We start from the raw sequence: 13533 nt of genomic DNA, 5'->3' as shown, positions 1-13533 counted from the left end.
TCAGGAGCCTTCGACGGACCCGATCGCCGGCGGGGTGGGCGTGCCGCCCTCCACCACCGAGCCCAGGGTGTTCTGCCAGACCTTGGCCCAGGTGCCGTCCGCCTGGATCTTCTTGAGCCAGTTGTTGACGAACTCCTTGAACTGGGTGTCCTCGTGGTTGAGGCCGATGCCGTACGCCTCGGTGGTGAACGGCTCGCCGACCACCTTCATCCCCGGGTTCGACTTGGCGTTCGACGCGAGCAGGGTGAAGTCCTGCACGTACGCGTCGCCGCGCTTCTGCAGCAGCGCCTGCACGGCCTGCGGGTCGGTGGCGAACGCGACCTGCTTGGAGCCGGGGGCGGCGCTGGGCAGGGCGGTGACCGCCGGGGTGTTGGCGCCCACGATGACGGTCTTGCCGGCCAGGTCCTGGACGCCCTTGATGCTCGTCTCGTCCTTGCGCACGGCGACGGCCAGGCCGGAGGTCAGGTACGGGCCGGCGAAGGCGACCTGAGTGGCCCGCTGCGGGGTGATCGTGTAGGTCTGGAAGACTGCGTCGACCTCCTTCGCCTGCAGCATCGCCTCCCGGGTCTGGGTGCCGATGGTCACGGTCTTCACCTCGGGCTTGCCGATGATGTACTTGGCCAGCAGCTTGGCCATGTCGGCGTCGAAGCCCTCGATCTGACCGGTGACCGGGTTCTGCTGCGAGAGCAGGGGAGCGTCCAGCGAGCCGCCGACGCTGAGGTACCCGCGCTTGCGGATGGCGTCCATGGTGGAGCCGGCCGGGATCTCGGCGTCCGAGGCCACCGGCGCCGCGTCGAACACGGACTGGGCGCCCTTGTCGCCGCCGCCGGCGGCGCCTGGCAGGGCGGGGGCGGATCCGCCGTCGCCGCAACCGGCCGCGGCGAGCGCGACGGTGACGGCCGTGGCGGCGAGCGTCAGCGCCCGGCGCCGTGTGACGGTGGTGGAGAAGATCGACATGTCACCCTCCTTCGGGGGTCAGTGCTGGAGGATCTTGGAAAGGAAGTCGCGCGCCCGCTCGGTGCGCGGAGCGGCGAAGAACTCGTCGGGGGTGCCGGACTCGACGATCCGGCCGTCGTCCATGAAGACGACGCGGTCGGCGGCGCGGCGGGCGAAACCCATCTCGTGGGTCACCACGATCATGGTCATTCCCTCGGCGGCGAGGGAGACCATCACGTCCAGGACCTCGTTGACCATCTCGGGGTCGAGGGCCGAGGTCGGTTCGTCGAAGAGGAGCACCTTCGGTCGCATCGCGAGCGCGCGGGCGATCGCCGCGCGCTGCTGCTGACCGCCGGAGAGCTGGGCGGGGTACCGGTCGGCCTTGTCGGCGATGCCGACCCGGTCGAGCAGGGCCATCGCCTCCTCGCGGGCCGCGGCCTTGGGCACGCGCCGGACCCGGATGGGGCCGAGCGTGACGTTGTCCAGCACCGTCCGGTGACCGAAGAGGTTGAAGGACTGGAAGACCATGCCGACGTCCGCGCGCAGGCGGGCGAGCTTCCGTCCCTCGGCGGGCAGCGGTTCGCCGTCGATCTCGATGCTGCCGGCACCCGCGACCTCCAGGCGGTTGAGGCAGCGGCAGAGCGTGGACTTCCCGGAGCCGGAGGGACCGATCACCACCACGACCTCTCCGGGGGCGACCGTCAGGTCCACGTCCTTGAGCACGTGCAGCGGGCCGAACCACTTCTGCAGGCCGCGCACGGCCACCATCGGCCGGTCGGGGCGGGTGGGCCCGGTCCGGTCCGCGAGGTCCGATGCCGCTGTCGGTGCCACAGCTCGCCTCACTTTCTTCGACAGTCGAACAAAGAACTGTTCATCTCGAATCAACGGGGCCATCTAATGCGAGACACCAAAGCAAGTCAACTAGTTGCTTGAAGAAAGCGGGGATGCTAAGAACCTGGCGTGACGATTGCCGACGCCTCACGGGACGGTCTCCGTGGCGGCCCACACGAGCTGCTCCGGTTGGTGGCCACCGGAGCGGCGGCGAGCCGGGCCGACCTGGCCCGGCTCTCCGGGCTGTCGCCGTCGACCGTCTCCCAACGGGTCGAGGCGCTGATCAGCGAAGGGCTGCTCGAGGAGACCGGGAGCGGCAAGTCACGGGGCGGTCGCCGCCCCCGTCAACTGGCGGTGCCCACCGGCGGCGCGCTGATCGGCGCGATCGACCTGGGTGCGCACCACGCCCGGCTCGGCACCCTCGACCTCACCGGACGGGTCGTCGAGGCCCGGTTCCGGCCGGTACGCATCGAGGACGGCCCGGAAGCCGTGCTCGGCGCGCTCCTCGACGAGGTGGCCGCGCTGGTGCCCGTCGTCGCCGACGCGCCGGCCCCGGCGTCGGGTGCGCCCGCCGCCGCACCCGGTACGCCCGCCGCGGCACCTGACGATTCCGTCCCGACCCCGGGCGCGTCCGGCACGGTGCCGGGGCAGCGGGGAGCGGCCCGTTCCGGTGGGCTGCGCGGCATCGGCATCGGCATCCCCGGCCCCGTGCAGTTCGACACCGGCCGGATCGTCAGCCCGTCCCGGATGCCCGGCTGGAACGGCTTCGACGTGCGCGCGTTCTGCGCGGAGCGCACCGACGTGCCGGTCGTGGTCGACAACGACGCCAACCTGATGGCGCTCGGCGAGCACCAGGCCACCCACCCGGACCTCGACCACGCGGTCTACGTGAAGGCGGGCACCGGCATCGGTGCCGGGGTCATCTCCGGAGGGCGCCTGCACCGGGGCGCCCAGGGCTCCGCCGGGGACATCAGCCACTGCCGGGTGGTCGCCGACGCGGCGCCGCTGTGCAGCTGCGGCAACACCGGCTGCCTGGAGGCGGTGGCCAGCGGTGCGGCCCTGGTGACGGCGCTGCGCGAGCAGGGTGTGCCGGTGGAGGACCTCACCGGCGTGATGCGGCTCATCGACGACGGGGACCGACACGCGACCGCGCTGGCCCGCCGGGCGGGGCGGTCGATCGGCGAGATCCTCGCGGTGGTGGTGAACTTCTTCAACCCGCAGGTCGTCGCGATCGGCGGTCGGCTCGCCGACTGCGAGCCGTTGCTGGCCAGCATGCGGGCGACCCTCTACGAGCGGTGCCTACCGCTGGCGACCCAGGCCCTGCTCATCGAGCGCGTCGTCGCCGGCCCCGACGTGGGCATCATGGGCGCCGCCCAACTCGTCCTCGACCGCGTGGTGAACCCCGCCTGACCCGCCCCGGCCGGGCCCGCGCCGCCGCTGGGCCCGAGCGGATCTCGGCGCGGACCAGCCCCTTCCGGGGCATGGGCCAACCAAGATCCGCGTGAGGGTCTGGGTGGCGGACCGACGCCGGGGCGGGGGCGGGGTCTACTCCGGGACGCGGCGGTAGGCGCCGTCGCTGGCCGAGGTGGCCATCGAGGCGTACGCCCGCAGCGCCGCCGAGACCGGGCGCTGCCGGTCGGTCGGGGTGTACGGGCGGTCCCGCTTCTCCTCGGCCACCCGGCGAGCCTGGAGCACGTCCTCGGGCACGTTCAGCTCGATCGAGCGCGCCGGGATGTCGATGACGATCTCGTCGCCGTCCCGCACGAGCGCGATCAGCCCGCCGGAGGCCGCCTCGGGTGAGACGTGCCCGATCGACAGGCCCGAGGTGCCGCCGGAGAACCGACCGTCGGTGAGCAGCGCGCAGGCCCGCCCCAGCCCCCGGCCCTTGAGGAACGAGGTGGGGTAGAGCATCTCCTGCATGCCGGGGCCGCCCTTCGGGCCCTCGTACCGGATCACGACGACGTCGCCGGCGACGATCCGCTTGTTGAGGATGGCCTCGACCGCGTCGTCCTGCGACTCGAAGACCTTCGCCGGGCCGCGGAACGTCAGGCACTCCTCGGGCACCCCGGCGGTCTTCACCACGCAGCCGTCCGGCGCGAGGTTGCCGTGCAGGATGGCGAGTCCGCCGTCGGCCGAGTACGCGTGCGCCACGTCCCGGACGCAGCCGCCCGCCGCGTCGGTGTCGAGGGAGGACCAGCGGTTGGTGGTGGAGAAGGGCTCGGTGGTGCGGACCCCGCCCGGGGCGGCGTGGAACAGCTCGACCGCCTCCGGCCGGGCCGAACCGCCGCGGACGTCCCAGTCGGCCAGCCAACGGTCCAGCGAGGGCGAGTGCACCGCGTGCACGTCCCGGTGCAGCAGCCCGGCGCGGTTCAGTTCGCCGAGGATCGCCGGGATTCCGCCGGCGCGGTGCACGTCCTCCATGTGGTACTGCGGCGAGTTCGGGGCGACCTTCGCGAGGCAGGGCACCCGGCGGGAGATCTCGTCGATGTCGGCCACGTCGAAGTCCAGCTCGGCCTCGCGAGCGGCGGCGAGCAGGTGCAGCACCGTGTTCGTGGAGCCGCCCATCGCCACGTCGAGCGCGACCGCGTTCTCGAAGGCCGGCCGGGAGGCGATCGACCGGGGCAGCACCGAGGCGTCGTCCTGGTCGTACCACCGCCGGGCCAGGTCCACGACGGTCCGCCCGGCCTCGACGAAGAGCGACCGGCGGGCGGCGTGGGTGGCCAGCGTCGAACCGTTGCCGGGCAGGGAGAGCCCGATCGCCTCGGTGAGGCAGTTCATCGAGTTGGCGGTGAACATGCCGGAGCAGGAGCCGCAGGTGGGGCAGGCCGACCGCTCGATGGCGCCGAGCTGGTCGTCGGTGACCGCCTCGTTCGACGAGGCGATCATGGCGTCGATCAGGTCGATCTTGCTGTGCACGATCCCCTCGATCGCGACCGTCTTTCCGGCCTCCATGGGGCCGCCGGAGACGAAGACGGTGGGGATGTTGAGCCGGAGCGCGGCGAGCAGCATGCCCGGAGTGATCTTGTCGCAGTTGGAGATGCAGACCAGCGCGTCCGCGCAGTGCGCGTTGACCATGTACTCCACCGCGTCGGCGATGAGCTCGCGGCTGGGCAGCGAGTAGAGCATGCCGCCGTGCCCCATCGCGATGCCGTCGTCGACCGCGATGGTGTTGAACTCCCGGCCCACGCCGCCCGCCTCGGCCACCGCGTCGGCGACCAGGCCGCCGAGGTCCTTGAGGTGTACGTGGCCCGGGACGAACTGGGTGAAACTGTTGGCGATGGCGACGATCGGCTTGCCGAAGTCGTCGTCGGTCATCCCGGTGGCCCGCCAGAGGGCCCGGGCGCCGGCCATCGTCCGACCGTGCGTGGAGGTCTTCGACCGCAGCTCAGGCATGCGTACCAGTCTTGCACCGCGCCGGCCGCGGGGCCGGTGCGCGGGCACCGTGTCCCAACAGATGCACATCCGGTACCCCACGGTCCGCGCTCATCCGGCACAGTGGGGGCCGTGCATCTCCCCCCGGGCGTGGCCGCAGGCGCGGGCCTGAGCTGGCTCGTCGCCGCGTCGGCGACGGTCCTGCTGGCGGCCGGTGTCCGGCGGCGCACCGGGCCGCAGCGCCCGGCCGCCCTGTTGCTGGCGGCCGGCGCGGGCGTCGCCCTGCTCAGCCTGCTGGCCGGGCTGGGCGCGACGCTCGCCGCCGTGCCGCACTGGGCGCACGAGCAGGGGCACCGCACGAGCTGGGCCACGGTGGTCTCGGTCGCCGCCGCGGTGGGCGGGCTGCTCCTCCTCGCGGGGCTGCTCCGGCTGCCCGGGGTGGCGGCCCCGGCGGCGACGACCCTGCGGCTCACCCTCGACGGGCTGGTGACGGCCGCTTCCCTCTGGTTCGTCGGCTGGGTGCTCGTGAGCGAGCCGACCCGCATCCTCGGCGACGCCACGCCCATGGCCTGCACCCCGATCCTGCTCGCCACGGCCGGCGCGGCCCTGACCGCCGGGGTGGGGCCGGTGGCCGTGGCCCGGGCCGGGGGTCCGCGCGCGCACCTCGGCGTCCTCGCCGCCGCCGTGATCGCGGTGACCGTCGGCGGGCTCGGTGTGGCGGCCGGGCTCTGCCAGGCCGGGACGGGCGTCGCGCTGACCGGCGCCGGTCTGCTCGCCGCCGGCCTGCTGGGCGTGGCGCTGTCGGCGCTGCGCCCGCGCCCGGCGCGGCCGGTCGAGCCGGCCGGGGTCGACCGCAGCGGCGACCACGCTCTCGTGCCGATGCTGGCCATGACCGGCTCGGCGACCTACCACCTCGTCCAGGGCGGCCGGTTCGACGCGCTGGCCATCCTCGTCTGCGCCGTCGAGGGCTTCGCCCTGGTGGCCCGGCAGCACCTGGCCGTGCGCGACGTCCGGGCGTACGCGGAGCGGTTGGCCGAGCGCGAGGCGCACTTCCGCGAGCTGGCCCACACCGACCCGCTGACCGGGTTGGCCAACCGGCGCGGGTTGCTGCGAACGCTGCGCCGCTGCGCCGAGACCGGCACCGGGTGCGTGCTGCTCGGCCTCGACCTCGACGGGTTCAAGCACGTCAACGACATGCGCGGGCACGACGTGGGTGACGCGGTGCTCGCCGAGGTGGGGCGGCGGCTGCGCGAGACCCTGCGCCCCGGCGACGTGGCGGCACGGCTCGGCGGTGACGAGTTCGCGGTGCTGGTGCCCGGTCAGCCGCAGGACGGCGCGGTGCTGGCCGAGCGGTTGCTGGCGGTGCTCGGCCGGGCGTACGACCAGGTGGACGGCCCGGTCTTCCTCTCGGTGAGCGTCGGGGTGGCCGGCTGCGGCGGTCAACCCGACGTGGAGCTGCTGCTCCGCCACGCGGACCTGGCGCTGCGCTACGCCAAGCAGCGCGGCAAGAACCGCATCGAACGGTACGACGCCGCGTACGACCAGCTGCTGCGCCGGCGCACCACGCTGGAGCACGAGCTGCGCGGGGCCATCGACCGCGACGAGCTGCGGCTGGTTTTCCAACCGGTCGCCTCGCTGCCCTCGGTCCGCCCGGTCGGCGCCGAGGCGCTCCTGCGCTGGCGCCACCCGGAGCTGGGCAACGTCCGCCCCGACGAGTTCATCCCGCTGGCGGAGGAGTGCGGGATGATCGCCACGCTCGGCGCCTGGGTGCTCAACCAGGCCTGCCAGCAGCTCTCCCGCTGGCTCGCCGCCGGGCACGACGTCTGGGTCTCGGTGAACGTCTCGCCCCGCGAGCTGCACGACCCGGCGTACGTGGGGCTGGTCACCGAGGCGCTGCGCGCGCACCACGTCCCGCCCCAGCGGCTGGTGCTGGAGGTGACCGAGCACGCGGTCGCCACCGACCTCGACGAGCTGATCCGGCGGCTGGCCGCGCTGCGCCTCACCGGGGTGCGGATCGCGCTGGACGACTTCGGCGCCGGCTACTCGTCGCTGGGGCAGCTCCGCCGGCTCCCGATCGACATCCTCAAGATCGACCATGGCCTGGTCGCCGAGCACGAGCCGGTCCGGCCGGTGGGGCGGGACGGCCCGGCGTTCGCGCCGATGGTCGACGTCGTGATGCGGCTCGGTCACCAGCTGGGTCTGGAGGTCATCGCCGAGGGTGTGACGACCCCCACCGAGCTGGCCGCCGTGGTCGCCGCGGGCTGCCGGTTCGGCCAGGGGGCGCTCTGCGGCTGGGGCGTGCCGGCGGAGCACCTGGAGGCGATGCTGGACGCGGCCACCTCGCCGGGCGCCCGGCCGGCGGGCGCCGCCACGAGCGTTCGGCAGGCGGGCGACTCCGTCCGCTCCGCGGGCGGTGTGCGGTCGGTCGCGCTGCCCGGGCCACGCGCCCCGGAGACCGGGTCCGAGCAGGTCACGCCGCGGTTCGAGGGCGCGTCGCGGGGCGACGCGCCGACACCTGTGAACCAACATGTGGGATCAGTTGACTCATCGCGTGAGATGCGTCAGGCTTGAGCCCATGTCGTCGTACCGGTCGCTGCGAGTACTTATCTGAGCGCACTCTCCCTGGTCGAGAGTGCGCTGGCCCCGTGCATCTGCACGAGGGCCGTTTTTATTGCCGTCGGAAGCCAACCGGAGCGGGCCCCTGCCGCGCTCCCTCCGCACCATCTGCCGCACACACTCCAGCCGAAGGCCTGAACCGCCATGACGAGACCCACGCCAGAGACACTCGCCCACTCCGCCCGCAGGGCCCGCGCGGCCGCCGCGGCGGTGACCGACACCGACCCCGCCGCCCGGGCCGCCGCCGGCCCGGCCGTTCCGGCCGTACGGACACCCACCCCGGCCCAGGTCTCCGGCGCCGGGTCGCTCGTGCGGTCCCTCGAGGCGCTCGGCGTCGACGTCGTCTTCGGCATCCCGGGCGGCGCGATCCTGCCGGCGTACGACCCGCTCTACGACTCCACCGTCCGGCACATCCTGGTCCGCCACGAGCAGGGCGCCGGGCACGCCGCCACCGGTTACGCGCAGGCCACCGGGCGGGTCGGTGTCTGCATGGCCACCTCCGGCCCGGGCGCGACCAACCTGGTGACGCCGATCGCCGACGCGTACATGGACTCGGTGCCGGTGGTCGCCATCACCGGTCAGGTGGCGCGGCCCGCGATCGGCACGGACGCCTTCCAGGAGGCGGACATCCAGGGCATCACCCTGCCGATCACCAAGCACAACTTCCTGGTGCAGAGCGCCGAGGAGATCCCGCGGGTGCTGGCCGAGGCGTTCCACCTGGCGAGCACCGGCCGGCCCGGCCCGGTCCTGGTCGACATCCCGAAGGACGTGCTCCAGGCCGAGACCACGTTCACCTGGCCGCCGACCCTCGACCTGCCCGGTTACCGGCCGACCCTGCACCCGCACGGCAAGCAGATCCGCGAGGCGGCCCGGCTGATGAGCAGCGCCCGCCGTCCGGTGCTCTACGTCGGCGGGGGCGTGCTGAAGGCCGGCGCCACCGAGGGGCTGCGCCGGCTCGCGGAGCTGACCGGCATACCGGTGGTCACCACGCTGATGGCGCTCGGCGCGTTCCCCGACTCGCACCGGCAGCACCTGGGCATGCCGGGCATGCACGGCACGGTCGCCGCGGTCTACGGGTTGCAGAAGGCCGACCTGATCGTGGCCCTGGGCGCCCGCTTCGACGACCGGGTCACCGGCCGGCTGGACTCCTTCGCCCCGGACGCGGCCGTCGTGCACGCCGACATCGACCCGGCGGAGATCGGCAAGAACCGGCACGCGGACGTGCCGATCGTCGGCGACGCCCGGCACGTCATCGACGAGCTGATCGCCGCGGTCACCGCCGAGCGGGAGTCCGGTCCGACGGCCGACCTCGCCGACTGGTGGACCCAGCTCGACGACCTGCGCCAGCGCTACCCCCTCGGCTACGAGGAGCCGGCCGACGGCACGCTCTCCCCGCAGTACGTGATCAAGCGGCTGGGCGAGATCGCCGGCCCGGACGCGATCTACGTGGCCGGCGTGGGCCAGCACCAGATGTGGGCGTCGCAGTTCATCTCGTACGAGAAGCCGTACACCTGGCTCAACTCCGGCGGCGCCGGCACCATGGGCTACGCCGTGCCGGCGGCGATGGGCGCGAAGGTCGGCAAGCCGGACACGGTGGTCTGGGCGATCGACGGTGACGGCTGCTTCCAGATGACCAACCAGGAGCTGGCCACCTGCGCGTTGGAGGGCATCCCGGTCAAGATCGCGGTGATCAACAACGGCAACCTGGGGATGGTCCGGCAGTGGCAGACGCTCTTCTACGGTGAGCGCTACTCCAACACCGACCTCGGTACGCACAAGCACCGCATCCCCGACTTCGTGAAGCTGGCCGAGGCGCTCGGCTGCATCGGCCTGCGCTGCGAGAACGCCGCGGACGTCGACAAGACCATCGCGGCCGCCATGGAGATCAACGACGCCCCGGTGGTGATCGACTTCGTGGTCGGCAAGGACGCCATGGTGTGGCCGATGGTCGCCGCCGGCACCAGCAACGACGAGATCATGTTCGCCCGCGGCGTCCGCCCGGCCTTCGACGAGGATGACATCTGACATGACTGAGCGAAGCGAACGCGCCGTGACCGCACGAAGCGAGGTCGTCGCATGACCATGCACACGCTGAGCGTGCTCGTGGAGAACAAGCCGGGCGTCCTGGCCCGCGTCTCCGGCCTCTTCTCCCGCCGCGGTTTCAACATCGACAGCCTCGCCGTCGGCGAGACCGAGAACCCGGACGTCTCCCGGATCACCATCGTGGTCAACGCGGAGTCGTCGCCGCTGGAGCAGGTCACCAAGCAGCTCAACAAGCTGGTCAACGTGCTCAAGATCGTCGAGCTGGACCCGCAGGTCTCGGTGGCCCGGGAGCTGCTCCTGGTCAAGGTCCGCGCCGACCGCTCGGCGCGCAGCCAGGTGCTCGACACCGTGAACCTGTTCCGCGCCCGGGTGGTCGACGTGGCGCCGGACACGCTGACCATCGAGGCCACCGGCACCCCGGACAAGCTGGACGCGCTGCTGCGCGACCTCGAGCCCTTCGGCATCAAGGAGATGGTCCAGTCCGGCCTGGTGGCGATCGGGCGCGGGTCGCGTTCGATCACCGCCGGCCCGGCCCTGAGGGCCGCCTGAGCCACCTGCGGGCCGGCCCCACGGCCGGCCGCGCGGGCCGCCTGACCCATCCGCACAACCACGACGGGCCGCCCGGGCCGCCGTACGAAAGGGAAGTTTCCAATGAGCGTTGAGGTGTACTACGACGACGACGCCGACCTGGGCCTGATCCAGGCCAAGAAGGTCGCGGTCATCGGCTACGGCAGCCAGGGCCACGCCCACGCGCTGTCGCTGCGCGACTCCGGTGTCGACGTGGTGATCGGCCTGCCGGTGGGCTCGAAGAGCCGGCCGAAGGCCGAGGAGCAGGGCCTGCGGGTGGTCACCCCGGCCGAGGCGGCGGCCGAGGCCGACGTGATCATGGTGCTCGCCCCGGACACCGTGCAGCGCAGCCTCTACGCCGAGGCGATCGCGCCCAACCTGGCCCCGGGCAAGGCGCTCTTCTTCGGCCACGGCTTCAACATCCGCTACGACCTCATCAAGCCGCCGGCCGACGTGGACGTGGCGATGGTCGCGCCGAAGGGCCCGGGTCACCTGGTCCGCCGGCAGTACGTCGACGGCAAGGGCGTGCCGTGCCTGGTGGCCGTCGAGCAGGACGCGTCGGGCACCGCCTTCGCGCTGGCCCTGGCGTACGCCAAGGGCATCGGCGGCACCCGCGCCGGCGCCATCCGGACCACCTTCACCGAGGAGACCGAGACCGACCTCTTCGGCGAGCAGGCGGTGCTCTGCGGTGGCGCGGCGGCGCTGGTGCAGACCGGGTTCGAGGTGCTCACCGAGGCCGGCTACGCGCCCGAGATCGCGTACTTCGAGTGCCTGCACGAGCTGAAGCTGATCGTCGACCTGATGTACGAGGGCGGCATCGCGCGGATGCGCTACAGCGTCTCCGACACCGCCGAGTACGGCGACTACTCCCGTGGCCCCCGCGTGGTCGACGCCCGGGTCAAGGAGGAGATGCGCAAGATCCTCTCGGAGATCCGGTCCGGCGAGTTCGCCCGCGAGTGGATCGCCGAGGACGACGCCGGCCGCCCGAACTTCGTCAAGTGGCGGGCCGAGGGCGCGGCGCACCCGATCGAGGAGACCGGCCGGAAGCTGCGCGGAATGATGAGCTGGGTCGACCGCCCGATCACCGAGACGGCCTGAGACCGCCCCGTCGGCCGCCCGTCGCGTACGCCCGGGCGGCCACCCACCGACGGCCCCGACCCGGCGCCCTCCCCGGCGCCGGGCCGGGGCCGTCGGCCGTCTCCCGGTCGATGTCCACCTGCCGGGACCGGTGAGCGGCACCCGTGCCGCCGCCGTACGCGCGCCGGTGCCGGTGGCGGGCCCGTGAGCGCCGGATGAACGTCACATGACCGCTGCTCCACCACGGTGTGTGAGGGCGCTCACCCCGCGGTCCGGAACATACCGGCCAGCCCGACCCCTACGATCGCGATAGGTGCGCGAAGTCGGCACCTGACGGCCATGACCCGGTTCGGCGCAGGGCGCAGTGCGGCGTCCGACAGCCCGGCCGACCGTTCTGACTACAGCTACGAGGACCGATGAATCCTGTCGTACTGATCGCCGAAGAACTCGCCCCCGCCGCCATCGAGGTGCTCGCGCACGACTTCGACGTCCGCCACGTCGACGGCACCGACCGCCCCGCACTGCTCTCCGCCCTCGCCGAGGCCGACGCCGTCATCGTGCGCAGTGCGACCCAGATCGACGCCGAGGCGATCGCCGCCGCGCCCCGGCTCAAGGTCGTCGCCCGCGCCGGTGTGGGCCTGGACAACGTCGAGGTGCCGGCCGCCACCGCGCGTGGCGTCATGGTCGTCAACGCCCCCACCTCCAACATCGTCTCCGCCGCCGAGCAGGCCGTCGCACTGCTGCTCGCCGTGGCCCGCAACACCGCCAGCGCCAGCGCCGCGCTGAAGGCGGGGGAGTGGAAGCGGTCCAAGTACACCGGCGTCGAAATCCAGGGCAAGACGGTGGGCGTGGTGGGGCTCGGCCGCATCGGTGTGCTCTTCGCCCAGCGGATCGCGGCCTTCGGCACCCGGCTGATCGCGTACGACCCGTACATCCAGCCGGCCCGCGCCGCGCAGCTCGGCGTCCGCCTGGTCGGCCTCGAGGAGCTGCTGCGGGAGAGCGACTTCATCTCCATCCACCTGCCGAAGACGCCGGAGACCGTCGGCCTGATCGGCGAGAAGGAGCTGGCGATCGTCAAGCCGGGCGTCCGGATCGTCAACGCGGCGCGTGGCGGTCTCGTCGACGAGCAGGCCCTCGCCGACGCGATCGCCGAGGGGCGGGTCGCCGGCGCCGGCGTGGACGTCTACGCCAAGGAGCCCTGCACCTCCTCCCCGCTGTTCGCCTTCGACAACGTTGTGGCCACCCCGCACCTCGGCGCCTCCACGAACGAGGCGCAGGACAAGGCCGGTCTGGCCGTGGCGAAGAGCGTGAAGCTCGCACTGCAGGGCGAGTTCGTGCCGGACGCGGTCAACGTGCAGGCCGGTGGCGTGGTCGCCGAGGACGTGCGACCGCTGCTGCCGCTGGCCGAGAAGCTCGGCCGCGCGTTCACCGCGGTCGCGGGCGGGGTCGCGGCCAGCGTGACCGTGGAGGTGCGCGGCGAGATCGTCAACCACGACGTGTCGGTGCTCAAGCTCGCCGCCACCAAGGGTCTGTTCAGCTCGGTGGTCGAGGAGCAGGTGACCTACGTCAACGCCCCGCACCTGGCGGCCGAGCGGGGCGTCGAGGTGTCCCTGACCGCCCAGGCCGAGACCGCCGACCAGGGCAACCTGGTCACCGTCCGCGGCGCGCTGCCCGACGGCCGTACGGTCAGCGTCTCCGGCACGGTGACCAGCACCGGCGCGCGGGACGTCATCAAGCTGACCGAAGTGGACGGTTTCGACGTGGAGATCGGCGCGGAGGGCATCCTGCTCTTCCTCCGCTACGCGGACCGGCCCGGTGTGGTCGGCACCGTCGGCACGCTGCTCGGCGAGGCCGGCATCAACATCGCCGCCATGCAGGTGGCCCGCCGCGAGGCCGGCGGCGAGACGCTCATGACCCTCACCGTCGACCAGGCGCTCGGCGCGGACCTGCTCACCTCCGCCGCCGACTCGATCGGCGCGACCGCGGCCAGCGCCGCGGACCTCCGCGACGAGTGAGCTGAGGGCAGCACGACGGGGGCCCGGCGGATCCGCCGGGCCCTCTGACGTACCGGGCCGGGTCTGCCGGCGCCGG

9 protein-coding genes are annotated in these 13533 nt (G+C 73.0%); 6 read left to right on the top strand and 3 right to left on the bottom strand.

The annotated features are described in order from the left end of the window. Positions 1 to 957, bottom strand: a complete 957-nt coding sequence (locus tag SM573_RS03450; RefSeq protein WP_474613984.1) for a glutamate ABC transporter substrate-binding protein — start codon at positions 955 to 957, stop codon at positions 1 to 3. Positions 958 to 975: 18 nt separating this feature from the next. After that, entirely contained in the window at positions 976 to 1704 is a 729-nt protein-coding gene (locus SM573_RS03445) for an amino acid ABC transporter ATP-binding protein (protein ID WP_474614035.1), read from the bottom strand. Positions 1705 to 1896: 192 nt separating this feature from the next. Here SM573_RS03445 and SM573_RS03440 point away from each other — a divergent pair, with 192 nt between their 5' ends. Further along, positions 1897 to 3177, top strand: a complete 1281-nt coding sequence (locus SM573_RS03440; RefSeq protein WP_474615442.1) for an ROK family transcriptional regulator — start codon at positions 1897 to 1899, stop codon at positions 3175 to 3177. 135 nt (positions 3178 to 3312) lie between these two features. Here the strand turns inward: SM573_RS03440 and ilvD are convergent, their stop codons facing one another. Further along, positions 3313 to 5160: a dihydroxy-acid dehydratase gene (gene ilvD / locus SM573_RS03435; protein WP_474613982.1), complete on the bottom strand. Its 1848-nt coding sequence runs from the start codon at positions 5158 to 5160 to the stop codon at positions 3313 to 3315. A gap of 111 nt (positions 5161 to 5271) precedes the next feature. On the opposite strand from ilvD, the gene SM573_RS03430 reads away from it, so the two are divergent. The 5 genes from SM573_RS03430 to serA all read left to right on the top strand — a co-directional run bounded on the left by SM573_RS03430 (position 5272) and on the right by serA (position 13457). Next, positions 5272 to 7710 (top strand): putative bifunctional diguanylate cyclase/phosphodiesterase, encoded by a 2439-nt coding sequence (locus tag SM573_RS03430; protein WP_474615441.1) that lies wholly within the window; start codon positions 5272 to 5274, stop codon positions 7708 to 7710. Between the two features lie 189 nt (positions 7711 to 7899). After that, positions 7900 to 9780: an acetolactate synthase large subunit gene (locus tag SM573_RS03425; RefSeq protein ID WP_474615440.1), complete on the top strand. Its 1881-nt coding sequence runs from the start codon at positions 7900 to 7902 to the stop codon at positions 9778 to 9780. A gap of 51 nt (positions 9781 to 9831) precedes the next feature. Beyond that, the gene (ilvN, locus tag SM573_RS03420; RefSeq protein WP_120328573.1) at positions 9832 to 10347 is read left to right on the top strand and encodes an acetolactate synthase small subunit; all 516 of its coding nucleotides are present in this window, start codon (positions 9832 to 9834) and stop codon (positions 10345 to 10347) included. 102 nt (positions 10348 to 10449) lie between these two features. Further along, the gene (ilvC, locus tag SM573_RS03415) at positions 10450 to 11463 is read left to right on the top strand and encodes a ketol-acid reductoisomerase (RefSeq protein WP_474613979.1); all 1014 of its coding nucleotides are present in this window, start codon (positions 10450 to 10452) and stop codon (positions 11461 to 11463) included. A gap of 395 nt (positions 11464 to 11858) precedes the next feature. After that, entirely contained in the window at positions 11859 to 13457 is a 1599-nt protein-coding gene (serA, locus tag SM573_RS03410; protein ID WP_474613978.1) for a phosphoglycerate dehydrogenase, read from the top strand. Positions 13458 to 13533 lie beyond the last annotated feature (76 nt).

Source organism: Micromonospora xinjiangensis, assembly GCF_056150165.1.
The sequence above is the reverse complement of the archived record's forward strand: the minus strand, read 5'-3'. Positions and strand labels throughout refer to the sequence as shown.

Bases quoted from the DNA above. Each gene is read 5' to 3' on its own strand.
- ilvC (WP_474613979.1), top strand. From the start codon at position 10,450: ATGAGCGTTGAGGTGTACTACGACGACGACGCCGACCTGGGCCTGATC.
- SM573_RS03450 (WP_474613984.1), bottom strand. From the start codon at position 957: ATGTCGATCTTCTCCACCACCGTCACACGGCGCCGGGCGCTGACGCTC.
- serA (WP_474613978.1), top strand. From the start codon at position 11,859: ATGAATCCTGTCGTACTGATCGCCGAAGAACTCGCCCCCGCCGCCATC.
- ilvD (WP_474613982.1), bottom strand. From the start codon at position 5,160: ATGCCTGAGCTGCGGTCGAAGACCTCCACGCACGGTCGGACGATGGCC.
- ilvN (WP_120328573.1), top strand. From the start codon at position 9,832: ATGACCATGCACACGCTGAGCGTGCTCGTGGAGAACAAGCCGGGCGTC.
- SM573_RS03425 (WP_474615440.1), top strand. From the start codon at position 7,900: ATGACGAGACCCACGCCAGAGACACTCGCCCACTCCGCCCGCAGGGCC.
- SM573_RS03445 (WP_474614035.1), bottom strand. From the start codon at position 1,704: ATGGTGGCCGTGCGCGGCCTGCAGAAGTGGTTCGGCCCGCTGCACGTG.